Source organism: Cardiobacterium sp. (assembly GCF_057314735.1).
The window spans coordinates 46,175-69,207 of sequence record NZ_DBHKZK010000049.1 but is presented as its reverse complement, the minus strand read 5'-3'; the positions used below and the strand labels follow the sequence as shown (position 1 = coordinate 69,207).

17 protein-coding genes are annotated in these 23,033 nt (G+C 61.3%); 7 read left to right on the top strand and 10 right to left on the bottom strand.

Annotation, left to right across the window (positions count from 1 at the left end):
- Positions 1-44 precede the first annotated feature (44 nt).
- Positions 45-614, bottom strand: coding sequence for a dCTP deaminase (gene dcd, locus ACO54Z_RS06025; protein ID WP_485996210.1), 570 nt, complete (start codon positions 612-614; stop codon positions 45-47).
- A 17-nt stretch (positions 615-631) separates the two neighbouring features.
- The gene (locus ACO54Z_RS06020) at positions 632-1,012 is read right to left on the bottom strand and encodes a hypothetical protein (protein ID WP_485996209.1); all 381 of its coding nucleotides are present in this window, start codon (positions 1,010-1,012) and stop codon (positions 632-634) included.
- Positions 1,013-1,124: 112 nt separating this feature from the next.
- On the opposite strand from ACO54Z_RS06020, the gene uvrB reads away from it, so the two are divergent.
- Positions 1,125-3,125, top strand: a complete 2,001-nt coding sequence (uvrB, locus tag ACO54Z_RS06015; RefSeq protein WP_485996208.1) for an excinuclease ABC subunit UvrB — start codon at positions 1,125-1,127, stop codon at positions 3,123-3,125.
- A gap of 299 nt (positions 3,126-3,424) precedes the next feature.
- Here uvrB and ACO54Z_RS06010 read toward each other — a convergent pair whose 3' ends face one another.
- Complete coding sequence (locus ACO54Z_RS06010) at positions 3,425-4,900, bottom strand: DASS family sodium-coupled anion symporter (RefSeq protein WP_485996207.1); 1,476 nt, start codon at positions 4,898-4,900, stop codon at positions 3,425-3,427.
- A 127-nt stretch (positions 4,901-5,027) separates the two neighbouring features.
- On the opposite strand from ACO54Z_RS06010, the gene ACO54Z_RS06005 reads away from it, so the two are divergent.
- The 4 genes from ACO54Z_RS06005 to ACO54Z_RS05990 all read left to right on the top strand — a co-directional run bounded on the left by ACO54Z_RS06005 (position 5,028) and on the right by ACO54Z_RS05990 (position 9,541).
- A complete protein-coding gene (locus tag ACO54Z_RS06005; RefSeq protein ID WP_485996206.1) occupies positions 5,028-7,727 on the top strand; it encodes a WG repeat-containing protein in 2,700 nt (899 codons plus the stop codon).
- Positions 7,728-7,850: 123 nt separating this feature from the next.
- Complete coding sequence (locus ACO54Z_RS06000) at positions 7,851-8,228, top strand: DUF6404 family protein (RefSeq protein ID WP_485996205.1); 378 nt, start codon at positions 7,851-7,853, stop codon at positions 8,226-8,228.
- 273 nt (positions 8,229-8,501) lie between these two features.
- Complete coding sequence (locus ACO54Z_RS05995) at positions 8,502-8,825, top strand: DUF6404 family protein (RefSeq protein WP_485996204.1); 324 nt, start codon at positions 8,502-8,504, stop codon at positions 8,823-8,825.
- The gene (locus ACO54Z_RS05990; RefSeq protein ID WP_298079683.1) at positions 8,822-9,541 is read left to right on the top strand and encodes an HAD family hydrolase; all 720 of its coding nucleotides are present in this window, start codon (positions 8,822-8,824) and stop codon (positions 9,539-9,541) included. Before ACO54Z_RS05995 ends, ACO54Z_RS05990 begins: the two co-directional genes overlap by 4 nt.
- Before the next feature lie 84 nt (positions 9,542-9,625).
- On the opposite strand, the gene ACO54Z_RS05985 is transcribed toward ACO54Z_RS05990, so the two are convergent.
- Together ACO54Z_RS05985 and cutA are read right to left on the bottom strand one after the other, a co-directional pair.
- Positions 9,626-10,240: a hypothetical protein gene (locus ACO54Z_RS05985; protein ID WP_485996203.1), complete on the bottom strand. Its 615-nt coding sequence runs from the start codon at positions 10,238-10,240 to the stop codon at positions 9,626-9,628.
- 77 nt (positions 10,241-10,317) lie between these two features.
- The gene (cutA, locus tag ACO54Z_RS05980) at positions 10,318-10,650 is read right to left on the bottom strand and encodes a divalent-cation tolerance protein CutA (protein WP_485996202.1); all 333 of its coding nucleotides are present in this window, start codon (positions 10,648-10,650) and stop codon (positions 10,318-10,320) included.
- Positions 10,651-10,817: 167 nt separating this feature from the next.
- Here cutA and ACO54Z_RS05975 point away from each other — a divergent pair, with 167 nt between their 5' ends.
- Positions 10,818-11,804, top strand: a complete 987-nt coding sequence (locus tag ACO54Z_RS05975; RefSeq protein ID WP_485996201.1) for an ABC transporter substrate-binding protein — start codon at positions 10,818-10,820, stop codon at positions 11,802-11,804.
- A 461-nt stretch (positions 11,805-12,265) separates the two neighbouring features.
- Here ACO54Z_RS05975 and ACO54Z_RS05970 read toward each other — a convergent pair whose 3' ends face one another.
- Genes ACO54Z_RS05970 through lpxB form a run of 4 tightly spaced genes read right to left on the bottom strand, consistent with a single transcriptional unit; the run spans position 12,266 to position 15,742 of the window.
- Positions 12,266-13,291 carry a phosphoribosyltransferase gene (locus ACO54Z_RS05970; RefSeq protein WP_485996200.1) on the bottom strand — a complete coding sequence of 342 codons (1,026 nt, stop codon included), beginning with the start codon at positions 13,289-13,291 and terminating at the stop codon, positions 12,266-12,268.
- Positions 13,292-13,293: 2 nt separating this feature from the next.
- Positions 13,294-13,866, bottom strand: a complete 573-nt coding sequence (rnhB, locus tag ACO54Z_RS05965; RefSeq protein WP_485996199.1) for a ribonuclease HII — start codon at positions 13,864-13,866, stop codon at positions 13,294-13,296.
- Positions 13,863-14,600 (bottom strand): hypothetical protein, encoded by a 738-nt coding sequence (locus ACO54Z_RS05960; RefSeq protein WP_485996198.1) that lies wholly within the window; start codon positions 14,598-14,600, stop codon positions 13,863-13,865. Before ACO54Z_RS05960 ends, rnhB begins: the two co-directional genes overlap by 4 nt.
- Positions 14,597-15,742 carry a lipid-A-disaccharide synthase gene (gene lpxB / locus ACO54Z_RS05955; RefSeq protein WP_485996197.1) on the bottom strand — a complete coding sequence of 382 codons (1,146 nt, stop codon included), beginning with the start codon at positions 15,740-15,742 and terminating at the stop codon, positions 14,597-14,599. Before lpxB ends, ACO54Z_RS05960 begins: the two co-directional genes overlap by 4 nt.
- A 146-nt stretch (positions 15,743-15,888) precedes the next feature.
- Between lpxB and ACO54Z_RS05950 the strand changes: the two genes are divergently transcribed.
- Positions 15,889-16,395: a cytochrome b gene (locus ACO54Z_RS05950; protein ID WP_485996196.1), complete on the top strand. Its 507-nt coding sequence runs from the start codon at positions 15,889-15,891 to the stop codon at positions 16,393-16,395.
- A gap of 588 nt (positions 16,396-16,983) precedes the next feature.
- Here ACO54Z_RS05950 and ACO54Z_RS05945 read toward each other — a convergent pair.
- A partial coding sequence (locus ACO54Z_RS05945) for an Ig-like domain-containing protein (RefSeq protein WP_485996195.1) occupies positions 16,984-23,033 on the bottom strand: 6,050 nt, incomplete at its 5' end.

Here is a 23,033-nt window from a genome sequence, read left to right as displayed (position 1 = left end):
AAAACCGGGCGCGATGCCCGGTTTTTTTATGGTGTTTTGGCGCTTCAGGTGCGCGGCAGGGTGACGCCGGTTTGTCCCTGGTATTTGCCCGCACGGTCTTTGTAGGAGATGGCGCAGGGTTGGTCGGACTGGAGAAACAGCATTTGCGCGACGCCTTCGTGCGCGTAGATTTTTGCCGGCAGCGGCGTGGTGTTGGAGAATTCGAGGGTAACGTGGCCTTCCCATTCGGGTTCTAGCGGGGTGACGTTCACAATGATGCCGCAACGGGCGTAGGTGCTTTTGCCGAGGCAGATGGTGAGGATGTCGCGCGGGATGCGGAAGTATTCGACGGTGCGGGCGAGGGCAAAGCTGTTCGGCGGGATGATGCAGACGTCGCTTTCGATATCGACGAAGCTCTGCGGATCAAAGGCCTTGGGGTCAACGATGGCACTGTTGATGTTGGTGAAAACTTTGAATTCGCGAGCGCAGCGGACGTCGTAGCCGTAGCTGGAGGTGCCGTAGGAGACGATTTTGCGCCCGCTTTCGTCGTGGCTGACGAGGCCGGGTTCGTAAGGGTCAATCATGCCGTGCTGTTCGGCCATCTTTTTGATCCAGCGGTCGTTTTTGATGCTCATGGGGTTTCCGGGTTGGGTTAGAAACTGCGGCTGTCCACCAGCCAGCCACGGTCGGCAGTGCGGATGATGAGGATATCGCCGAAGGGCGCGCTGTTGCCGTCTTTGGTGTGGACGGCGACGCGCACGAGCTGCTGCTGCTCGCCCTTGACGCCGGTTTCGTCAATGCTGAAGTGGTCAATGCCGCCGTGCTCGGCGAAGATGCGGGTGATGTCGCCGTCATCAATCATTTTTTGGAAGGCGTCGCGCTGGTCGTCCGGGATGGAAAGCTGGGCGACGGCGGCAGCGCCCTGCTGGTCGCGCACCGCTTCAAAGAAGAGACGGGCGGCATCCAGCGCGCTGTCGGCGGCGTGGGCAAGCGGGAAGGCGAGGGCGATGAGGAAGGGAAACAGGTTGCGCATGGGGATTCTCCGGTAACAGGCGCGCAGATTCTACCCGGCGCTGGCAGGGCGCGCAAAAACTTGCCCCGCCGCCGCCCTATAATGTTGCCCGTCACCCGTTTCAGGATTCCCCATGAGCGACCTTTTCCAACTCGTCAGCAATTACCAGCCCTCCGGCGACCAGCCCGCCGCCATCGAGCAGCTGCTGGAAGGCCTGGAAGACGGCCTTGCCAAGCAAACCCTGCTCGGCGTCACCGGCTCCGGCAAAACCTTCACCATGGCGAACGTCATCGCGCGTGCGCAGCGTCCGGCGCTGATTCTCGCACCAAACAAGACGCTGGCGGCGCAGCTTTACGGCGAAATGCGCGAATTTTTCCCGCATAACGCGGTGGAATACTTCGTCTCCTATTACGACTACTACCAGCCGGAAGCCTACGTTCCTGCCTCCGATACCTTCATCGAAAAAGATGCCTCCATCAACGAACACATCGAACAAATGCGCCTCTCCGCCACCAAGGCCATCCTCGAGCGGCGCGACACCATCATCGTCGCCTCCGTCTCCAGCATTTACGGCCTGGGCGACCCCAGCCAGTACCGGCAAATGCGGCTGCACCTCTCGCGCGGCGAAACCATCGACCAGCGCGACGTCCTCTCGCATCTCGCCGAGCTGCAATACACGCGCAACGACACCCAGCTGCTGCGCGGCACCTTCCGCGTCAAGGGCGACGTGCTCGACATCATGCCCGCCGAATCCGACTGGTACGCGGTGCGCTTTGAACTCTTTGACGACACCATCGAAAGCATCCGCTACTTCGACCCGCTCACCGGCGAAATGCTCGAAGCGGTGCCGCGCATCACCATCTACCCGAAAACCCACTACGCCACGCCGCGCGCGACCGTCCTGAACACCATCGACCAAATCAAGGCAGAGCTGCGCGACCGCCTTGCCGTCCTCACCGCACAAAACAAACTGGTGGAAGCGCAGCGCCTCGAACAGCGCACCCGCTTTGACCTGGAAATGATGGTAGAGCTCGGCTACTGCTCCGGCATCGAAAACTACTCGCGCTACCTCTCCGGGCGCGAGGCGGGCGAACCGCCGCCGACCCTGCACGACTACCTGCCCGCAGACGCGCTTTTGATGATAGACGAAAGCCACGTCACCATCCCGCAGCTGAACGGCATGTACCGGGGCGACCGCTCGCGCAAAGAAACGCTGGTCGAATACGGCTTTCGCCTGCCGTCCGCGCTGGACAACCGCCCGCTGCAATACGAAGAATTTGAGGCGCTTGCGCCGCAGACCATCTACATCTCCGCCACCCCCGGCGACTACGAAAAACAGCACAGCGGGCAGACCGTCGAACAAGTCGTGCGCCCGACCGGGCTGCTTGACCCCGAAGTGGAAGTGCGCCCGGTGGACAGCCAGGTGGAAGACGTCCTCGGCGAAATCCGCGCGCGCGTCGCCGCCGACGAGCGCGTCCTCATCACCACCCTCACCAAAAAAATGGCGGAAGACCTCACCGACTACCTGATGGAACACGACGTGCGCGTGCGCTACATCCACTCCGACGTCAACACCGTGGAGCGCATGGAAATCATCCGCGACCTGCGCCTCGGCACCTTTGACGTGCTGGTCGGCATCAACCTGCTGCGCGAAGGGCTGGATATGCCGGAAGTATCGCTGGTCGCCATCTTCGATGCCGACAAAGAAGGCTTCCTCAGAGGAGAGCGCGCCCTGATTCAGACCATTGGCCGCGCCGCACGCAACGCGCGGGGCAAAGCGATACTGTATGCGGCGAACATCACCCGCTCGATGCAGGCGGCGATGGACGAGACCGCGCGCCGCCGCGAAAAACAACAAAAATACAACGAAGAACACGGCATCACCCCGCAGACCATCCGCAAAAAAATCACCGACGTCATGGAAGGCGCGCACGTCGCCATCAAGGCAAAAAAAGCGCACCGCGAACGCGAGCGCGAAGCGCTCCCGGCAGACCCGAAAGCGGCGGCGAAACTCATCAAACAGCTGGAAAAACAAATGCTGGAGCACGCGAAAAACCTCGAATTCGAGGCCGCCGCCGCGCTGCGCGACCGCATCAAGCATATTGAGCAGAGCGCCTATATCGACAATGCCTGAACATATTAACCATCCGCTTGGGGCGTGTTTACAACTGGTCGTAACACGATAATTTCATCCGTAGGTTGGGTTAGCGGGGTACGCGCGTGACCCAACCTACAAAGCCTCACGGCTAGCCCCGAAAGCCTCATACGGTGTTGCGCCGTCTCGCCGTACAACCGCTTACTGTCTTCGACCGCGCGCCTTGTCTGAGGCTTTCGGTGTATCGCTATATAACCCGCCGCCCGTTTGCAGCGCGGGTTTGCGTGACCACACGCACAAAAAAGCCGGGACAATCCCGACTTTTTCGCATCCTACCATCAGTAATAGCCCATCACCTTCCACCAGACGAGGCCGACGGCGATCCACACGGTGAAATTGACGATGCTGGTGACAAAGCCCGCCTTCCACCATTCGCCGAGGGTGGCGTAGTTGGAGCTGAAGATGACTGGCGCGGTACCGGTGGCATAGTGGGTCAGGCTCATCATCAGGTTGCCAGCGGCGGCGAGAATGAGGCCAAAGAGCAGCGGCGGCGCGCCGAGGGCGATGCCCGCACCGTAGAAGGCGACCAGCATGGCGGAGATATGCGCGGTGGTGCTGGCGAAGAAGTAGTGCGCGTAGAGGTAGATGAGCGCGAGCAGGAGCATCGCGGTGTAGCCGCCGAGACCAAGGGTGGCGATGCCGCCCTGAATCTGGTTGGCAAAGTAGCCGATGACGCCGAGTTTGTTGAGAAATTCGGCCATCATCACCAGCGCGCCGAACCAGATGAGCGTATCCCACGAGCTTTTTTCGCCGGTGACGTCGCCCCAGTTGAGCACGCCGCTGACGAGGAGGATGGCGACGCCGAGGAAGGCGGTGCTGGTCGGGTTCAGTTTCAGCGCCGCCACACCGCTGAGGTGGAAGGGAATGTCCGCCCAGAGCGCGAGCAGGAGGATAAAGACGCCAATCATCCACCATTCATCGCGCCGCACCTTGCCGAGCGCGGCGAGTTTTTCACGGGCGAAGCGGGTCGCGTCCGGCGTTTCCTTTATTTCTGGCGGGAAGACGAGGTAGAGCACCAGCGGCATCAGCAGGATGCAGGCCATGCCGGGGATGAACATGGCAATCGCCCAGGTGGTCCAGTCCATGTGGAAACGGGTGCCCATCACGTCATTGATGGCGCTGACGACGAGCGGGTTGGGCGCGGTGGCGGTGATGAACATCCCGGAGGTGATGGGATTGGAATTGAAGTTCACCAGCGCGAGATAGCGGCCAATTTTGCCCTGCGTGCCTTTTTCCGGTGAAGAATCGAAGGCGGTGGCGATGGACTTCATGATGGGGTGGATGATACCGCCGCCGCGCGCGGTGTTGGAGGGGGTAATCGGCGCCAGCACCGTTTCGGACAGGGCGAGGGCGTAGGCAATGCCGAGGGTGCGCTTGCCAAAAAGGGCGATGAAGTAATAGCCGATGCGCTCGCCGAGGCCGGTCTTGATGACGCCGCGCGCAATCATGATGGAGATGACGATCAGCCAAATGAGCGGGTTGGAGAAGGAAGAAAGCGCGTCTTTAATCGCCTGGTTGGCGGGTTTGGCCGCATCCGGGGCGACGGTCACGCCGGTGATGGCGACCAGGGCGACGGCGATGATGGAAACCGCGCCGAGTGGCAGCGCCTTGCCGATGATGGCGGCGATGGTGCCGACGAACAGCGCCAGCAGATGCCAGCCGCCGGGGTCGATACCTTGCGGTACCGGCACGGCGAACCAGATGATGAGGGTGAGGGCGACCGCGATCAGGGTCGGGACGGGTTTGACAGCCATGATGATTCTCCGGTAGTTGAAGAAAATCCATCATAGCAGTTTGCCCAGGGGGAGGTAAGCGCCGCCACGCCATCCCTGCCGTGCTAAACTACCGTTCCCAATCGGAAAAACGAAAGGAGCCAAAAACATGACACACCGCACCGCCCTCTGGGCAATCCTCTGTGCATTGCCGCTCGCGGCACACGCCGGGCTGCACCACAAATACAACCCGAAACCGCAGAACTACCCCGTTCCCGCCGGCAACGTCATCTGGGTCGCAACAGACGGCACCACCGCCGACAAAGGCGCGACTGGCAGCCGCGACAAACCCTTCTCCACCCTGGGCGAGGCGGTACGCCGCAGCCAGAACGGCACCACCATCATCATGAAAACCGGCATCTACCGCGAGCCGCACGTCTTCATCACCCGCGACGACATCACCCTGCAAGCCGAGCCGCAGGGCGAAGTCTGGCTGAAAGGCACCGAAGTCATCCCCGCCGACCGCTGGCAAAAAGAAGGCAACCTCTGGAAAACCACCGGCAACCAGAGCTTCTGCCGCGTCTGCACCACCAACGCCGATCCGAAAAAAGAAGGCATGGCCGCCTACCCCGAACAGGCCTTCATCAACGACGAACCGCTGAAACAGGTGGCGAGCAAGGACGCCGTCAAGCCCGGCACCTTCTACGTCGAAGACCCGAATCCCACCACCCTGAAAGACCCGAAAAACGAAAACAACCGACTCGGCTTCAACATCCCGCCGGCGCACGACGTCACCTGGTACCTCGGCTCCGACCCGACCCAGGGCACCGCCGAAATCTCCAAATACGCACGGGCGCTGACCAGCACCGGCAAACGCTTCAAAATGCGCGGCATCAACATCGCCCAATTCTCGCCGCACCAATACTGGGGCTACAAAGACCCCGTCCTCGCTGACATGAGCGGGCCGATCGCCCTCAGCGTCAACGGCGAAAGCAGCCTCGTTGAAGACGCCATCTTCGCGCAAAACGGCAGCGGTGCCTCCGCCTTCTTCTTCGACGGCCCCAAAGAAAAAGGCGCTCCGGGCGCGAAAAACAGCATCCTGCGCAACAGCCAGTTCGTTGATAACGGTGCCAATGGCGCGGGCGCCAACTACGCCCACGGTTCCGTCTTTGAAAACAACTACTTCGCGCGCAACAACAACGAAAAATTCCTCACCAAAGACTGCGGCGCCTACTGCGGCATCGGCCACGTCAAAATCACCCACATCCTTGACTTCACCTTCCGCAACAACATCCTCGACAACGGCGACAGCCCGCCGAACTACCTCCGCGAAAACCTCATCAACAACACCGCGCCCGGCTTCTGGTGCGACGAAGGCTGCATCAACGCCAAAGTTACCGGCAACTACTTCATCAATATGCCGGTGGCCATCTTCGACGAAGTCAGCGACGGTACCATTATCGCCTCCAACATCATCGAAGGCGGCGACTACGGCATCCGCGCCTCCGGCAGCAGCAACACCCGCATCTACAACAACACCATCTCGCGCGTCTCCCGCCCCTTCCTCATCCGCGAAGACTCGCGCGCCAAAGGCTGCAATTACATGAAAGACGGCGTTTGCCAGGCCAAAGAACGCTGGTCCATCAGCCGCGGCCTCTCCTGGAACCAGGAAAACACCGAAATCTACAACAACATTATCTCCTCGCGCGCCTTCATTAAAGGCGACCACAACGCGCCTTATTTCGCCTACCCGCTGCGCAACGAAAGCAGCCTGCCCGAACAGGACAGCGGCATCGTGCGCACCGGTAACGATATGTTCCGCGGCATCGACTACAACGCCTACTACCGCAGCAGCCTCGAAAACGAACCCTACGTCATCGTCTGGGACACCGAAAAAAAAGGCAAAGTGGACGAAATGCTGATGCGCACCGCCGACCTGGCCAAAAACCCGAACATCAACCCGAAAATCAACGGACTGGAACGCCACGCGCTGGACCTCTTTGGCAGTCGCGCCGAAAACCCCTACTTCAAAAAAGAAGCCGAGGGCAACGAAGACTACCGCCAAAGCAACTACAACCTGCGCGACGACAGCCCCGCCAAACGCAGCGGCAAGGCGCTGCCGCTGGACATCGCCCGCGCCATTGACCCCGAAGGCAAAACCGTCAAACCGGGCGTCGCCGTTGACCGTGGCGCGCTGATGAACGTGATGATGGACGCCACCAACGGTGCCGAAAGCCCGCGTGCGGCCAAACTCGAACAACCCGCCACCGCCGCCACCGCCGACAACAACAGCGCCAACAGCGGCGACCACGGCACTATCGGCTACAGCAGCGGCGGCAACAGCGACGCCAGCGCAGCCGCCGCCCGTGCCGCCAACCACAACAGCCCGAGCGCCAACCAAACGACCGCCGCCAACCGTGGCCAAAACGCGAACAACAGCGCCGCCCCGGCTGCCAGCCCCGCCACCGCGACCGCCGCAACCGATACACGCAAAGCCGACCGCGCCGTAGCCAGCGAAACCCCGCGCGGCCTGCTTGTGCCAAACGAACCGGTACGACCGCACTACGACACCGTCCTCGCCTACAGCGAAGGTCGTGCCGCCGTCAAAAAAGACGGACGCTGGGGCTATATCGACCGCAACGAACGCGAAATCGTCGCGCCGCAGTACCAGGACGCCTGGCCGTACCGCGAAGGTCGCGCCGCCATCAAAAAAGACGGCCAATGGGGCTACCTCGACGCGAACGGCAAAGAAGCGGTCAAACCCGCGTACGACCGCGCCTGGTCATACGAAAATGGCCGCGCCATCGTCGAAAAAGGCGGCCGTCGCTACACCATTGACCTGAGCGGCAACGAAATCCTCGTGCCATAACACACACCACCCCTCCCCGTGGGGGGGGAGGGGTGGGTTACCGAAGATACGCGCGGTAACATTTTTCCCAATTATCAAATGTGTTCCGACGCACTCATTCCTCCAAAAAACAAGGAACTCAACATGGCATATCCACCAAGCGTCGAAAAAGCCCTGTCCTATTGGCAGGCTGCCGACATCCCGGCGAGCTACAAAAAAATCACGCCACTCTATAAATTCCTTTGGTCAAAAGGCATCGCCCTGCCGCCTGTCATCCTTGCGGATTTCAAAACCAACGTTATGATCTTCGCTATCCTGAGTTGCATCTTTTATCCGCTGGCGATCCTGCTCAAACCGCAAAAACGACCCCACACGCTGACAGAACTACTGATCCACGTCATCGTGCTCATCGTCATTATTGGCGGCATGGCGGCCTATAACTGCCACCAGCGCCGCAAATTCGGCCTGCTCACATGGCAGGAAATCCAGAACCTGCCCGACAGCGAAACAGACCCGAAATAAACCCTGCAAAACCCTGCAAAACCCTGCGTCTGTTGTGATGTGGAGCTGTTTACAATTTGAATCTCCCGCCGCTACGAAGCGGGGGAGGAATAAACCGCGACGACCACATCGAACAACGCAAACAGGCCCATCCCGTGTACGGTGCGACGGGGTGCCCCCTTATGGTGAAAACTATGACCTCTATCTCTTTATATACACCAACCCCCGCGATCGTGTATGTAAACCCGTCCCCCAACGGCATGAACCCTTCCTGCAAACCGCAAAGGAGACCACATGACCTATCCCGCAAACATCGAAAAAGCCCTGGCGTACCTGCAAGCCGCCGACATCCCGGCGCGCTACAAAAAAATCGCGCCGCTACACAAATTCCTTTGGCAAAAAGACATCGCCCTCCCGCCCGTCATCCTTGCGGATTTCAGAACCAACGCCATCCTCTTCGGCATCGGCGGCGTCATCTTTTGGCAGATAGCCAGCCTGATCATGTCCCTGTTCCTGCCCCTGCAACACCCGCCAGCGCCGCAAATTTGGCCTGCTCACATGGCAGGAAATCCAGAACACACCCTGAACCAACATAACCACAACGGAGGACTGAAATGAAAGGCGATTTTCTGTTTTTGGACATTGACGGCTGCTTGTCGCGCGGCAAGTTTGCGCCGTTTGACGTGGCGGCGATGCAGACACTGGCCGCGCTGGCGCGCAATGCGGAGACGGAAGTCGTGCTGTGCAGCGGGCGCTCGTTGTCGTATATCGAGGCCATCGCGCAGTTCGTCCGCTTTGGCCGCTATGCGGTCGCCGACCAGGGCGCGCTGCTCTATGACTATCTGGAAGACGAGGTCGTGTTCGCGCCGCAACTGACCCCGGCAGTACGCGAACAGATTGCCGACATGGCGCGCTATCTCGCGGCACATGGCGACAGTTTCGCCGTGCACTGGTCAATGAGCCACGGCAAGGAAGCGTGCATTTCGCTGGTCGCCGAAAAGGGTAAGCGCGCGGAAGACGTGCGCGCGGTGGTGGAAGCGCATTTGCAGACCGACGGTTTTGACCTGCATTGCTCCGGGCGCGCGCTCGACATCATCCCGCACGGGGTGAACAAATGGACGGGGGCGCAGTTTTTCTTTGAGCACTACGGCAAAAAGGCGACGCGCATCGCCGCCATTGGCGACTCGCCCGGCGATTTGCCGATTCTGACTCAGGCGGATTTTGCCGCCTGCCCCGCCAACGCGGCGGAGTCAGTGAAGGCGGTGTGCGACTACGTCAGCGATGCCGATGAGGTTTACGGGGTGACGGATATTTTCCGGCGCTATTTTCTCTAAACAGCAACCCGCCATACATTTAGCCCCTTTCGCGCAGCGCGTGAAAGGGGCTTTTCGTCAGGCGGGCAAGGCAGGGCGACTTTCTCACAACACCTGCAACATTTGCGGGTCGTCGGCGTGTTCAATCAGCATGGCGCGGACGCGGCTTTGCCACAGTTCGCCAAAGCGGGCGAGTTCAGCAGCATTCGCCTCGCCGCTGACCGCTTTCGGCATCAGCGTCTGCATATCGGCGGCAAAGGGGACGATGCTGGCGTTGAGTTCCAGTTCGACCCGCGCGCCGTTATCGAGGCGGGTGAGCGCCATCAGCCCGGTCAGCGGTGCGTCGTAGGAGAGCAGGTCGCGGCGGCGGAACCGCCCCGGCGCGCCGATGCCGCCAAAGCCGGTTTCGGCGGCGGCGCCGGTGAGCAGGGTGGCGATGGTAGCGATGACACCGGTGGTGCCATTGTCGCGGGAATCGCGCATTTGCACGGTGATGCCGCCGCGTTCGGGCAGGTCGTCGCCGTAGAGCGCGCGCAGACCGCGACGGACGAGGAGGTAGGCGCCCGCAACCGTCGGGCAGGAATGCCCGGCGAGGCGCACCGCATCGGCGTAGTGGTATTCAAGGATGCCACCCGCTGCGGCGCCGAGGAAACGGGCGAGCGGGTCGCGCACGCGCACGGTCGGTGCCTGGGCAAAAAAGGTGGGGAAAGTTTCTTGCATGGGATGTCTCCGGTTTCGTGTTGGAATGCGGGCAGTTGCGCCGCGGCGCGCAAGTATAGGGCGCGCGCCGGGCGGCGTCATTGAGGGTTGTCGCATCGTAACGTCGCCGCCAACCATTGCGCGTAACCCGCGTTCACCGCCACAACCGGCAGGCACAATACCTGCGGACAGTCATACGGATGCAGGCGGATTATTGCCGCCTCGACCGCGTCATACAGCGCCCGCCGCGTCTTGATGGCAAGGCGCACCTCGTCGTCCATGCACAGCGCGCCCTGCCACCAGTATTGACTGCGAATCGCCTCGTACTGGACGCAGCCGACAAGATGTTCGGCCAGCAGTGCCTCGCCGATGCGTTCGGCACTGGCGCGATCGGGCGCGGTGGAGAGCACCACGCACAGCTCATCGTTCATAACAATCTCCGCTTCAGCTATCGCCCGGATTATATAGCGATACTCACCAAGCCCTGTACGGCGAGGCGGCGCAACGCTGTACAGGGCTTGGTGGGGATTGCTATACCCTACGACAGCGACGACGCGCGGGCTATAATGCCATTCTCATTTGCAACCGGAGAACCATCATGTTGAAACGCCGACAATTTATCGCAACCACCTCCGCCGCGCTCGCCGCATTGTCGTTCCCCGCCCGTGCGCAGAACGCGGGCAAACTGACCCTGTGGGGGCCGCCGGTGACGCCGAGCGTGTTGCTTGCCATCGCCGCGCGCGAAGGCAAGGCGAAAGACATCAGCCCGTTTGACGTGCAAATCTGGCGCAGTCCCGACCAGTTGCGCGCCGGGTTGGTGAACGGCGAAATTGCCGCCTCCATCGTGCCGAGCTACGTCGCCGCCAACCTCTACAATCAGGGGCGCAAGGTCAAACTGTTCAACATCATGAGCGAAGGATTGAACTACATTGCCGCCCCCGTCGAAGACGGCAAGCCGCTTATCGCCAGCCTCGCCGATCTCACGCAACGCAGCCTCGTCATCCCCTTCAAAAACGATATGCCCGACCTGCTCCTGCAAATCCTCTACAAAAAAGCGGGGCTGGATTTTGCGGCGGCGAAGGTGAGCTACACCGCAACACCGCCGGAAGCGCTGGTACTGTTCCTGAGCGGCAAAGTGGATTGCGCCAACCTGCCCGAACCGCTGATGAGCCTCGCGCAAATCAAGGCGAAAGAAAAAGGCAGGGAAATCGCGCGCGCGCTGGACGTGCAGCAGCTCTGGGGCGAAGCATTCAACAGCGCGCCACGGGTGCCGCTCGCCGGGCTGCTTTTTACCGAAGAATTTATCGCGCAGCACAAAGATTTTATTGTCGTGCTCAATGACGATTTGCAGGCGGCAGTCGAATGGAGCAAGGCGCATCCTGACGAGACGGCGAAACTCGCAGCCGAATACCTGCCCTTCCCACCAGAAGCGCTCGCTGCCGGCATTCCGCATTCGCGCTTTTCCGCCATTCCCGCTGCCGGCATCGAGGCGGAAATCCTGAATTTCTACACGGAAATGCACGCGCTCAATGCCAAAATCACCGGCGGCAAGGTGCCGGATGCGGGGCTGTTCTATCGCGGTTAGGAGGTGTTTGCAATTTGAGAAATCCCCCTCCCCTGCAGGGCGAAGCCCGCAGCGGGCGGGCTCCCACGCAAAATGCGGACGCATTTTGCGTGGGGCCCGGGGGAGGGCTGGGGTGGGGGTAGCGATATTATCGACAAACCGAAATTCTGCTTTTTCAATTACTTGCTGTCCTCACCCCAGCCCTCTCTCGCTGCGCGAGCTGTCCCAGTCCCAGAGGGAGAGGGGCTTATCCGCTGAATGGTAAACAACGCCCAAACTCGCCATAGACTGCACCTGGCATGATTGTGCGGCGGTGGGGCAAGCCCCACCCTACGCACGCTTTTTATTGATTTGTAGGATGTATGCCGCAAGTAGGCACGCGTTTCAGTCTTCCCCGCGTGCGTGTCGGCTGCGCCGCCACACTCCCTACGCACAGCATCTGCCATAGGGTGCGCCTCGGCGCATCATCCGGGCGATATGGCTCACGTCTTGATTACCCGCACCCGCGCCCGTTTTTCGTGCGCGGCGTAGCTGATGTTGGCTTTTTCGCCCACGGCAGGGACGCGGGCAAGCGCGCTTTTTTCATGGATTTGGTAGTAGCGGCTGCCGTCGGCGACGTGCTGCACGATGATGTCGCTATCGGCGAAGACCACGCGGCCGCGGCAGGGGGCGGCGGGTTTTTCGCTTTTGAGGACGGCGTCCGGGTTTTCTTGCCGCAGCAGGGTCAGGATGTGGCGGTATTTTTCTGTTTCTGTATCTCCGCCAGCGCCCACGCCGACGCCTGCTGCAAGTCTTGCCTGAGCGATGCGATTTCGGATGGTGTCAAGATCAGCGGCGGCGCAGAGGTGGGCGGCTTCGGATTGGGTGAGTCGGTTGAGTTCATAGTGAAATTCCTGTTTCCAGTAGGTATTGAGGGCGTCGCCGTGTTTGGCGTGCAGCGCGGCGAGGGTTTGCGGGGTGGGCGCGAGTGGCAGCGAGTAGTGCTTGGCGCTCATGACGACGACGCCGAGGACGCGCCCGCCGCGGTTTTCGATGTGGCCGCGCAAGGCGGCGAGGGTGCCGCCCTGGGTCAGGGTGTCATCAACGAGGATATAGCAGCAGCCGGGCTGGACGGCGCCATCGAAAGCGGGCGGAAAGGCGAGGCGGTGATTGGCGTTGCTGCCGGTGCGGTGGGCGCGGCTGCTTTGCACGATGCCAGTTTCGACCGGGTTGCCGCCGAGGCCGTCGGCGAGGAGGTGCGCCAGCATCAGCGGGATTTTGTTGCGCCCGCCCTGTTCTTCGGCGTGTACCGGGACGATGCGGGTATCGGGCGTGGGGCGGAAGCAGGCGGCAACGGCGGCAATGGTTTCCGGCTTGAGCAGCTTCTGCACGAGGCGGAAGGCGGCGGGCGCTTCGCCTGCTTTGGCGGCGGGGTAGTCGGGCAGGGCGGCGAGGCTGTCGATGTAGCCGTTGCGGATGGCGGGCGGAAAGCCGCCCCACGGAGCGCGTTCGGAGCGGTAAGGCAGCATGGTCAGAGCAGGTCGGGTTGGGTAATGACCGCCCGCACCGGCGCGTAACTGCGGCGGTGTTCCGGCATCGCGCCGAGGCGGGCGAGGGCGGCGAGGTGCGCTTTGGTGCCGTAGCCTTTGTGCGCGGCGAAGCCGTAGCCGGGGAAGCGCGCCTCCAGGATGAGCATTTCGTGGTCGCGCGTCACTTTGGCGATGATGGAGGCGGCGGCGATGCAGGCCTCGCTCGCGTCGCCGCCAACGATGGCGCGGGCGGGGATGGCGAGCGTCGGCGTGAATTTGCCGTCTATCAGCGCCTCTGACGGCGGCGGGTCAAGCGCGGCCAGCGCACGCTGCATCGCCAGCAGCGTCGCGTGGTGGATGTTAAGCGCGTCGATTTCTTCGGGTGTTGCCGCCGCTGCGCTCCAGGCGACGGCTTGCGCGGTGATGGCGGTGTAGAGTGCTTCGCGTTGGCGCGCGCTCAGTTTTTTGCTGTCGGTCAGGCCGGGCAGGTCGTAGTGCGCGGGCAGGATGACGGCAGCGGCGATAACGTTGCCGACCAGCGCACCGCGTCCGGCTTCATCTACCCCGGCAATCATCGCAGTTCCTCGGGATTGACGGTCATGTTGCGCCAGTCCTCGCCGTAGTCGCGGGCGAACTGTTTTTCCATCCGGTTGAGAAACCTGTCCACAGCGTACCAGCCCTTTTTCCCCATCGCCACAAGCGGTGGCTGCAGGGTGCTGTTGTACAGGATGGCGGCCGTGTTGCAGGCAAGCAGTTGGCGGACACGGCTGCGGCGGTTGGCATTGAGGGTGATGCCAAAGCGGGCGCGGTAGGCGGCTTCGTCGTATTTGGGATGGTTGAGTGCGAGCAGCCAGTGGTAGAGATCGGCATCGGGCAGGTATTCGTCACAGATGCGGTCAAGCAGCAGCGGCAGTTCGGTCTCGTCGATTTGCGCGATAACGTTGGCAATCATCCCGGGCAGGTGCAGCACATGGGGGTGAGCGCCGTCCCGCATGACTTGCAGCGGCTCATCGGGGAAAACGCCGCTGCGGCACCACGCGTAATCCAGATGCGCCACCAGCGCCTCGCCGAGCAGCAGTGCGGCGAGCCGGTACAGGTCGGCGGTATCGGTGCAAAAAACGGGCGTGAGGTTTTGCTCAAAGGCGTCACAAAAGGCCTGATAGTGATCAAACGGGCGGTTGTCGCGCAGCGGAAAGTAAGAAATCTGAAGCAACCGGGGATTGCCGTCCCAGGCTTCAAGGAAGGCATCAAGGCGGGCGGCGCGTTGGCGGGCGTCTGCGGGGTGTGAGGGAATGGCTTGGGATTTCATGGGTTTAACGGAAACTGTTTGAGGATGGCGTCTGTCGCGCGCGCGGAAACGTTATGCGGCAGCGCGGCTGCGATGCGGGCAAGCGCGGCGCGTTGCGCATCGGCGGCGGGGGCGTTGGTGAGCAGCGGCGCCAGCTCAGCGGCCAGGCGCGGCGAGTTGCAGTCTTCCTGAATGCACTCCGGCACGATGTCCGCGCCCGCGAGCAGGTTCGGCAGGGAGAAACGGTTGATTTTCAAAAGACGCAGCGCGCGCGCAATGACGGCGCTCACCGGATGAACGCGGTAGGCGACCACCATTGGCCGCGCCAGCAGCGCCGCTTCGAGCGTTATCGTGCCGCTGGCGAGCAAGAGCGCGTCGCAGGCAGACATCAGCGTGGCGCTGTCGGCGTCAATCGGGTGCAAATCGGGCAGGCGGGCGAGCAGCGCGGCGCTTTCGTCATCCGGCGGATGGCGCAGCGAAAGCACGGCGTGCAGCGCGGGATTTTCCGCCTTGAGGCGTTCATAGGTGTGGAGAAAATCGGGCAACAGCCGCCGGATTTCGCCGCGGCGCGAGCCGGGGAAGATGCCGAGGATAGGCACGTCTTGCGGCAGACCGAGCACGGCGCGGGCGTCGCTTGCGGCGACAGGTTGCAGGCGGTCGCGCAGCGGGTGGCCGACGCAGACCGCAGGCACGCCGTGCTTGTCGTACACCGCGGTTTCAAAGGGAAAGAGGCAGAGCATGAGGTCGATGCAGCGGCGGATTTTGTGGATGCGCTTTTCCTTCCACGCCCACAGCGACGGGCTGACGTAATGCACCGTCTTCACGCCGCGCGCATGCAGGGCACGGGCGATGCGCAGGTTGAAATCGGGCGCGTCGATGCCGATGAACACGTCCGGCGGGTCGTCCGCCCAGTATTGCAGCAGCGTCTTTTGCGCGGCGAGGATGTCCGGCAAGTGGCGCAAGACTTCCACCAGCCCCATCACCGCGAGGCGGTTCATATCGATCAGCGAATCAAGCCCCGCCGCCTGCATCGCCGCGCCGCCGACGCCGCTGAAGCGGGCTGCGGGCAGGCGATTGCGCAGGACGGTGAGGAGCGGCGCGCCGAGCAGGTCGCCGGAGGTTTCGCCCGCGAGCAGGGCGATGTGCAGGGGTTTGGTCGTCATGGTTATCCGGGTTGCGGGGATAGCGGCAGGATAGCGGCATGGGCGGGTTTGTGCCAGGGGAGCGTGGGCGGGGCGCATTTTTTATGCTGCCCGCGGGTGCAAACGCGTATGCTTGCCCAGAGAACTTACAGCTTTGAGGAAATTCAATGATGCAACCTGACTCCCGCAACCGCTACGGCAGTATCAGCCGCTTTCTGCACTGGAGCATGGCGCTGGGTATTGCGCTGATGTTTCTGCTGGCGCTCGCCTGGCATATTGATGCACGCTGGCGGGTACTGGTTCCCGCACACAAGGCGCTCGGTACGGTGCTGCTAATGTTGCTGCTGTTTCGCATCATTTGGGCGATTGCCAGCGAAACCCGTCCGGCCGCTGGCAATCGTGCGGTGCGATGCGGTCATTTTGCGCTGTATGTGCTGATGCTCACCGTGCCAGGCATTGCGCTGCTGCGCGATGCAGCCCGCGGGCGCGACGGTAACGCGGAGAATGCGCTAACGCATTTTGGCGATCTTTGGCATGGGCGTAGCGCGTGGTTTTTGCTGGCGCTTGTCGTCGGGCATATTGTGATGACGGTGATTCATCAGCGGCGCGGCGAGAAGGTGTTGCAGCGTATGGCGGGGCGGCAACCGCCTGCAGGCGGGGATGACAAGGGGTGAGAAAAGGCCGCTGCGGCGGTTTTTTCATCCCAATTCCTGAAAAAAGGGAAACAGCCTGTTGTTTGGCTCGTGGTTGCGGGCGGTTACGCTCGTTCCTCGCTACCGGCTGTTTACAAGCAGTCGCTGACGCGGATGGTTTGCTGCCCCCACCCCGCCCCTCCCCCACGGGGGAGGGAGCAGTTTGGTGGATGACCGCAGAGCAAAGCCCGCAACGGGGCAGGGTTGAAATGTAAACAGCCCCTAACCCTCCCCCGAGCCCCACGCAAAATGCGGACGCATTTTGCGTGGGAACCCGCCCGCTGCGGGCTTCGCCCTGCGGGGGAGGGGACAATTTGGCGCAACCATTCAAATTTGTGCGGATGACCGGGATTTTGAACAGGCTTTTAGGGAAACCCGTGCCGTACAACCGCGTACTGTCTTCGGCGACGCGCCTTGTCTGAAACTTTCGGTGGATGGCTATATAGGGAAACAGCCTGTTGCTCGTTGTTGCGGGCGGTTACGCTCGTTCCTTGCTAACCGCCCCTACGGTAATTTGCCTAAAAGAAAAGCCGCCCTTGCGGGCGGCTTTGTTTTTTACCACTGCACGAATCAGATGATGTGCGTGTTGTCCTTGAGGAATTCTTCGGCACTGCTGTAGCTGTGCGTCATGCCCTCAAAGGTAATGCTGTTGTGGTAGGTCTTCACGCCATCGGTGGTGTCGAAGCTAAGTTTGTGTGCGCTGTCATCCCACTGGGCGTTCTGGATTTCCGATAGGCCTTTCCAGCCCGGCGTTTTGGCGTCGATGCTCTTGGTATCCAATAGATCGGTGAGCGAGATTTTGTCTTCGCCGATCTTGAAGTCCTTGATGACATCGTGACCATTCGCTGCCTTCGTATTGTAGATGAAGGTATCGCCACCCTTACCACCAGTCAGGCTGTCGTTGCCGCCGTGGCCATAGATGAAGTCGCGACCTTCGGATCCGGTGATATCGTCTTTGCCTTCACCACCGTCCAGCGTGGCGCCGGTGCGGACGTGCCATGCCGGGTTGTTTGCCGTACCGGTATTGTGCACGTCTTGCAACTGGTTTAGATCCAGACTGGCTTCCGGTTTGAGCATGAGGTTGTTATCCAGCCCCATGGTTTGATAGCTGCTATCCGCTGCACCATGCGCTTTGTATTGCATATGCAGGGTGGAAACCGCACCTTCTTCAAGGTAGATGACTTCCACACTATGTACACCTTCAGTCAGGTGGATACCATTCGGGTGCTTGCCAAGCGTATCGGCCTCGCTGATGGAGAAATCTTTGTAGATATCTTTGCCATCAATACGAACTGTTGCTCCGTTATCAAGTGCAAACTTGAAGTCGTAGGTGCCTTCACCGAAATAGACGTGACCCACGATCCGTACGGCAGCATCAGTGGTATAGCCGAGGCCAGAAGTACCCTTATATGGCGCGCCCGCTTCGACTCTGGCGGAATCAGCATCTTCCGCGCCATTGACGTCAAGGAAGTTGCGCAGTGCACTGCTTTGGCTTAAGCCTTGACCCACAGCGGTTTTCTCGTTGTTGGCGAGACCGCTGGACACCGCTGCTTTACCACCATAATTGATATCGGTAACGGTGAAGCGTGCATCTGGGGTGCCTTCGGCTGCAGATTTGATCTCGCCAGTAACTTTGCTGCCATTACGACCATTGATCATTCTTTCTGTGAAATCAAGATCATACAGGTTATTGTTGTTATTGAGGTTTACACCGGATGTTTTGTCATCAGCGTGATAACGGACATTAGCGGCGACTTTCGGATCGTTTTGTACCAAGCGGTCAATGCTATCGTCGTTGTAGCCGTAATACTCACCGCTCAGACCGACTTTATCCGCTGCAATGGCTTCGCTGGTGGCGTTGCCCTGGATGACTTTGGCTTCGTCCGTGCCGGCCTGGTGGGTGGCGGCATCGCTGTCCGCGCCGCCGTGGCCGTTGGTCGCACTGACGTCGCTGCCGTCTTTCACCGCATTCGGCTCAAGGGTGACTTTGCCACTGGTTTCGTCGAGCTTCACGTCTGTCGGCAGGGTTTCTTTCGGCACCCATTTGCCGTTTTCTTTGTGCAGCTCAAGGGTGTGCTTGTCACCGTTTTCGTCTTCGTAGCTTACTTTCAGGCTGTCGGCGTTGGCATCCGGGGTGATGGTGACGCTGCCTTTGGCCTCGCCGTCGGCGATTTGCGGCGCCTGCGGCGGGGTGTTGTTGGCGGCATCGGTGATGGTACCTTCGCCGCTGACCGGGGTGGTTTGTCCCTTGGCTGCCGCTTCGAGGGTGAGGGTTTCTTTGCCTTCCACTTCGGTATCAACAACGGTCGGAACGCGCACTTGTACGCCTTTGTCGCTGCCCGCCGGAACGGTCGCGGTGAAGTTGCCGCTGGCGTCCGGGGTGACGGTTTGCCAGGTTTGGCCGCCGTCGGTGCTGGTTTCGATCGGGGTGCCGGTGTCGGTACCCAGCGTTGCCGTGCCGCTCTTCAGCGTCAGGGTGACGGTGGTATCAGCCTTCGGCGTGTCAACGGTGACTTCGTACACCAGCGGCTGGCCTTCTTCTGTCGTCGGGGCGTTGATGGCCTTGACTTGTGCGTCGTCAGCCGGCGGCGTGGTGCCTTGGTCGGCGATGGTGCCTTCGCCGCTGACCGGGGTGGTTTGTCCCTTGGCTGCCGCTTCGAGGGTGAGGGTTTCTTTGCCTTCCACTTCGGTATCAACAACGGTCGGAACGCGCACTTGTACGCCTTTGTCGCTGCCCGCCGGAACGGTCGCGGTGAAGTTGCCGCTGGCGTCCGGGGTGACGGTTTGCCAGGTTTGGCCGCCGTCGGTGCTGGTTTCGATCGGGGTGCCGGTGTCGGTACCCAGCGTTGCCGTGCCGCTCTTCAGCGTCAGGGTGACGGTGGTATCAGCCTTCGGCGTGTCAACGGTGACTTCGTACACCAGCGGCTGGCCTTCTTCTGTCGTCGGGGCGTTGATGGCCTTGACTTGTGCGTCGTCAGCCGGCGGCGTGGTGCCTTGGTCGGCGATGGTGCCTTCGCCGCTGACCGGGGTGGTTTGTCCCTTGGCTGCCGCTTCGAGGGTGAGGGTTTCTTTGCCTTCCACTTCGGTATCAACAACGGTCGGAACGCGCACTTGTACGCCTTTGTCGCTGCCCGCCGGAACGGTCGCGGTGAAGTTGCCGCTGGCGTCCGGGGTGACGGTTTGCCAGGTTTGGCCGCCGTCGGTGCTGGTTTCGATCGGGGTGCCGGTGTCGGTACCCAGCGTTGCCGTGCCGCTCTTCAGCGTCAGGGTGACGGTGGTATCAGCCTTCGGCGTGTCAACGGTGACTTCGTACACCAGCGGCTGGCCTTCTTCTGTCGTCGGGGCGTTGATGGCCTTGACTTGTGCGTCGTCAGCCGGCGGCGTGGTGCCTTTGTCGGTGATGGCCGTTGTGACCGAGGTTTGGTCGCCCAGTTTCGCCCCTTGCGGTTCGCTCAGGGTGAGGCTGTAGGTTTCTTTGTCTTCGGCTTTTTGGTCATCTACCGGGTGCAGGGTAAATTCTGCACTGGTTTGTCCCGCCTTGATGGTCAGCGTCTTGGTGATTTCCGGCGCCGGGCTGAAGTCGCTGTCGTCGGTTTCGTTGTGCTTCAGGGTCACTTTGACGGTGACGTCTTTGTCGCTCGGCTGGCTCAGCGTGACTTTGTAGGTCGCGATGCCGCCTTCTTCGACGGTCTCGCTGCCGCTGATGGTCACAGTCGGCTCGCCCGGTTGTGGCGGGTTCGGCGGGGTGTTGTCGCCCGCGCCCGCCTGGCCTTTGGCTTCGGGGCTGGTTTCGCTACCACCGCTGTTGGTCGCAACCACGTCGCTGTTGTCCTTGACAGCACCTGGCGTCAGGGTGACTTTGCCGGTCTTCGCATCAACGTCCACGCCTTGCGGCAGGTTATCGCCCTTCCACTCGCCGGTTGCCGGGTCTTTGCTGACGGTCAGCGTTTGCGGTTTGTCGTTCTCGTCGATGTATTTGACGGTCAGTTTGTCCGCGCCCACAGTCGGGGTGATGTCAACGGAGCCTTTTTCTGCACCTTCGCTGATGGTCGGTGCAGGCGGGGTATCGATGTCAACGATCTTGGTATCAACGCTGGTGTCTTTGCCCAGTGCGGCACCTTGCGGGTTGCTGATGGTGAGGTTGTAGTTTTCCGCACCTTCAAATTTGCCGTCTTTGGCGATATCCAGCGTGAATTTCGCTTCGGTCTCGCCCGCCTTGATGGTGAGCGTCTTGGTCGCATCCGGCGCGGTGGCGAAGTCGGCATCGTCCGTACCCTTGTGGGTCAGGGTGACGGTGACGGTGACGTCTTTGTCGCTCGGCTGGCTCAGTTTGACGGTGTAGCTGGCCGCCTCGCCTTCGTTGACGCTTTCGCTACCACTGATGGTTACAGTCGGCTCGCCCGGTTGCGGGGTCGGCGGCGTGGTGCCGTTAACGTCGCTCGTGACTTCGCTGGTCGCGGTGTTCGGGTTGTTGCCGTTGTGCGCGACTGCGGTTACCGGGCTTTCGTCTTTGATGGCTTCCGGCGGCAGTTTGACTTCGCCGCTGTCGGCATCCAGTTTGCCGTTTTGCGGCAAGCCATCCGCGCTCCATTTGCCCGTCTGCGGGTCTTTGGTCACGGTGACGGTGTGCGGCTGGTCGCTCTCATCTTTGTAGGTGATGACGACTTTGTCGGTATTCGCCTGCGGCTTGATGCTGACGCCGCCCTGTTCGTTGCCCGTGCCTTTTTCCAGCAGGGGTTCGGTGGGGTTGTCAGCAGGCGGCGGCGTAACGTCGTTACTGTCGGCGATTTCTTTCGCCGGAACGCTGCTTTCGCTGCCCACGCTGTTCTTCGCGGTCACGATTGAGCCGTCTTTGACTTCTTTCGGTGGCAGGGTGACTTTGCCCGTCGTCGCATCAACGGTCACGTCTTGCGGCAAGGTGCCGTCCGCTTTCCATTCGCCGCTCGCCGGGTCTTTGTTGAGAGTGATTTTCTGCGGCTGGTTGCTTTCGTTGGTGTAGTCAATTTCCAGTTTGTCAGCCTTGTCGTTCGGCGTGATGACCATGCCGCCCTTGTGCGCGTCGTCTTTGGCAACGGTCGGCGGCGTCGGCTCGTTGCCGCTTGCATCGTTGTCCACGATGGTGCCTTCGCCCACCACGGTAGTCTGCTGCGTGGCAGTCTTGCCTTCAAGGCGGATGGTTTCGTCGCCTTCCACTTCGCTATCATCCGTCGTCGGTACGCTGACCTTGACACCATTGGTGCTACCCGCCGGAACGGTGACTTTGAAGGTCCCGTCGGCATCAAGCGCGACTTTCGTCCAGGTGTTGCCGCCGTCGGTGCTGACTTCGACTTCTTTGCCGAGATCGGTTGCGACATCGCCGGTGCCGTTGACCAGTTTCAGGGTGACTTCGGTATCGGCGGTCGGCGCCTTGCTCAGGGTGACGTCGTAGTGTAGTTCCGTGCCTTCCACCGCCTTATCGCCTGTAATGCTGGCAACTTCTGCATCGGCAGCCGGCGGCGGCGTGGTGCCGTCGTAGGTAACGGTGATGCTCGCCGGTTCGCTTTCGTTCTTGTCGGTGTCAGAGACTACGTATTGCACCGCTTTCGGGTTGCCGGTAAAGCCGTTGTCCGGGGTAAAGCGTACTTTGCCGTCCGCCAGGACTTCCCAGGTGCCTTCGCCCGCGACTTTCAGCGTGGTTACTTTCTCGCCCGTCGCCGGGTCAATCAGTTTGACGCTGCCCTTGTCGAGGGTATCGTTGCCTTGCGGGTCGGAGTCGTTGGCGAGCACGTCTATTTCTACTGCCTTGCCTGCTTCGCCCTTGGCGGTATCGGCGGCAGCAGCCGGTTTGACGTTTGCCGGCGGCGGCGTGGTGCCGTCGTAGGTAACGGTGATGCTCGCCGGTTCGCTTTCGTTCTTGTCGGTGTCAGAGACTACGTATTGCACCGCTTTCGGGTTGCCGGTAAAGCCGTTGTCCGGGGTAAAGCGTACTTTGCCGTCCGCCAGGACTTCCCAGGTGCCTTCGCCCGCGACTTTCAGCGTGGTTACTTTCTCGCCCGTCGCCGGGTCAATCAGTTTGACGCTGCCCTTGTCGAGGGTATCGTTGCCTTGCGGGTCGGAGTCGTTGGCGAGCACGTCTATTTCTACTGCCTTGCCTGCTTCGCCCTTGGCGGTATCGGCGGCAGCAGCCGGTTTGACGTTTGCCGGCGGCGGCGTGGTGCCGTCGTAGGTAACGGTAACGGTACCCGGTTTGCTGATGTGGCCGTCGGTATCGGCTACGGTGTATTGCACCGGCGTCGGGTTGCCGGTGAAGCCTTTTTCCGGCGCAAAGGTGATTTTGCCGGTGGTGGCATCAACCGTCCACGTGCCTTCCCCGGCGACGGTCAGGCTGGTGACCGGCTGGCCGTTGGTGCCGACCAGTTTGACGCTCTTCGGATCGATGGTGTTGTTGCCCTGCGCGTCGGTGTCGTTGGCGAGGACGTCAACGGTGACCGGCTGGCCTTTCGTGCCTTTCATGGTGTCGGCGTTGGCGACCGGCGCGTCGTTGCCCGGTTGTGGCGTCGGCGGCGGGGTGGTGCCGTCGTAGGTGACGGTAACGGTACCCGGTTTGCTGATGTGGCCGTCGGTATCGGCTACGGTGTATT

Excerpts from the sequence above, each read along its gene's own strand:
- dcd (WP_485996210.1), bottom strand. The coding sequence starts at position 614 with ATGAGCATCAAAAACGACCGCTGGATCAAAAAGATGGCCGAACAGCAC.
- ACO54Z_RS06005 (WP_485996206.1), top strand. The coding sequence starts at position 5,028 with ATGACACACCGCACCGCCCTCTGGGCAATCCTCTGTGCATTGCCGCTC.
- ACO54Z_RS05985 (WP_485996203.1), bottom strand. The coding sequence starts at position 10,240 with ATGCAAGAAACTTTCCCCACCTTTTTTGCCCAGGCACCGACCGTGCGC.
- lpxB (WP_485996197.1), bottom strand. The coding sequence starts at position 15,742 with ATGACGACCAAACCCCTGCACATCGCCCTGCTCGCGGGCGAAACCTCC.
- ACO54Z_RS06020 (WP_485996209.1), bottom strand. The coding sequence starts at position 1,012 with ATGCGCAACCTGTTTCCCTTCCTCATCGCCCTCGCCTTCCCGCTTGCC.
- ACO54Z_RS06000 (WP_485996205.1), top strand. The coding sequence starts at position 7,851 with ATGGCATATCCACCAAGCGTCGAAAAAGCCCTGTCCTATTGGCAGGCT.
- ACO54Z_RS05950 (WP_485996196.1), top strand. The coding sequence starts at position 15,889 with ATGATGCAACCTGACTCCCGCAACCGCTACGGCAGTATCAGCCGCTTT.
- ACO54Z_RS05960 (WP_485996198.1), bottom strand. The coding sequence starts at position 14,600 with ATGAAATCCCAAGCCATTCCCTCACACCCCGCAGACGCCCGCCAACGC.
- cutA (WP_485996202.1), bottom strand. The coding sequence starts at position 10,650 with ATGAACGATGAGCTGTGCGTGGTGCTCTCCACCGCGCCCGATCGCGCC.
- ACO54Z_RS05970 (WP_485996200.1), bottom strand. The coding sequence starts at position 13,291 with ATGCTGCCTTACCGCTCCGAACGCGCTCCGTGGGGCGGCTTTCCGCCC.
- uvrB (WP_485996208.1), top strand. The coding sequence starts at position 1,125 with ATGAGCGACCTTTTCCAACTCGTCAGCAATTACCAGCCCTCCGGCGAC.
- ACO54Z_RS05975 (WP_485996201.1), top strand. The coding sequence starts at position 10,818 with ATGTTGAAACGCCGACAATTTATCGCAACCACCTCCGCCGCGCTCGCC.
- rnhB (WP_485996199.1), bottom strand. The coding sequence starts at position 13,866 with ATGATTGCCGGGGTAGATGAAGCCGGACGCGGTGCGCTGGTCGGCAAC.
- ACO54Z_RS06010 (WP_485996207.1), bottom strand. The coding sequence starts at position 4,900 with ATGGCTGTCAAACCCGTCCCGACCCTGATCGCGGTCGCCCTCACCCTC.
- ACO54Z_RS05990 (WP_298079683.1), top strand. The coding sequence starts at position 8,822 with ATGAAAGGCGATTTTCTGTTTTTGGACATTGACGGCTGCTTGTCGCGC.
- ACO54Z_RS05995 (WP_485996204.1), top strand. The coding sequence starts at position 8,502 with ATGACCTATCCCGCAAACATCGAAAAAGCCCTGGCGTACCTGCAAGCC.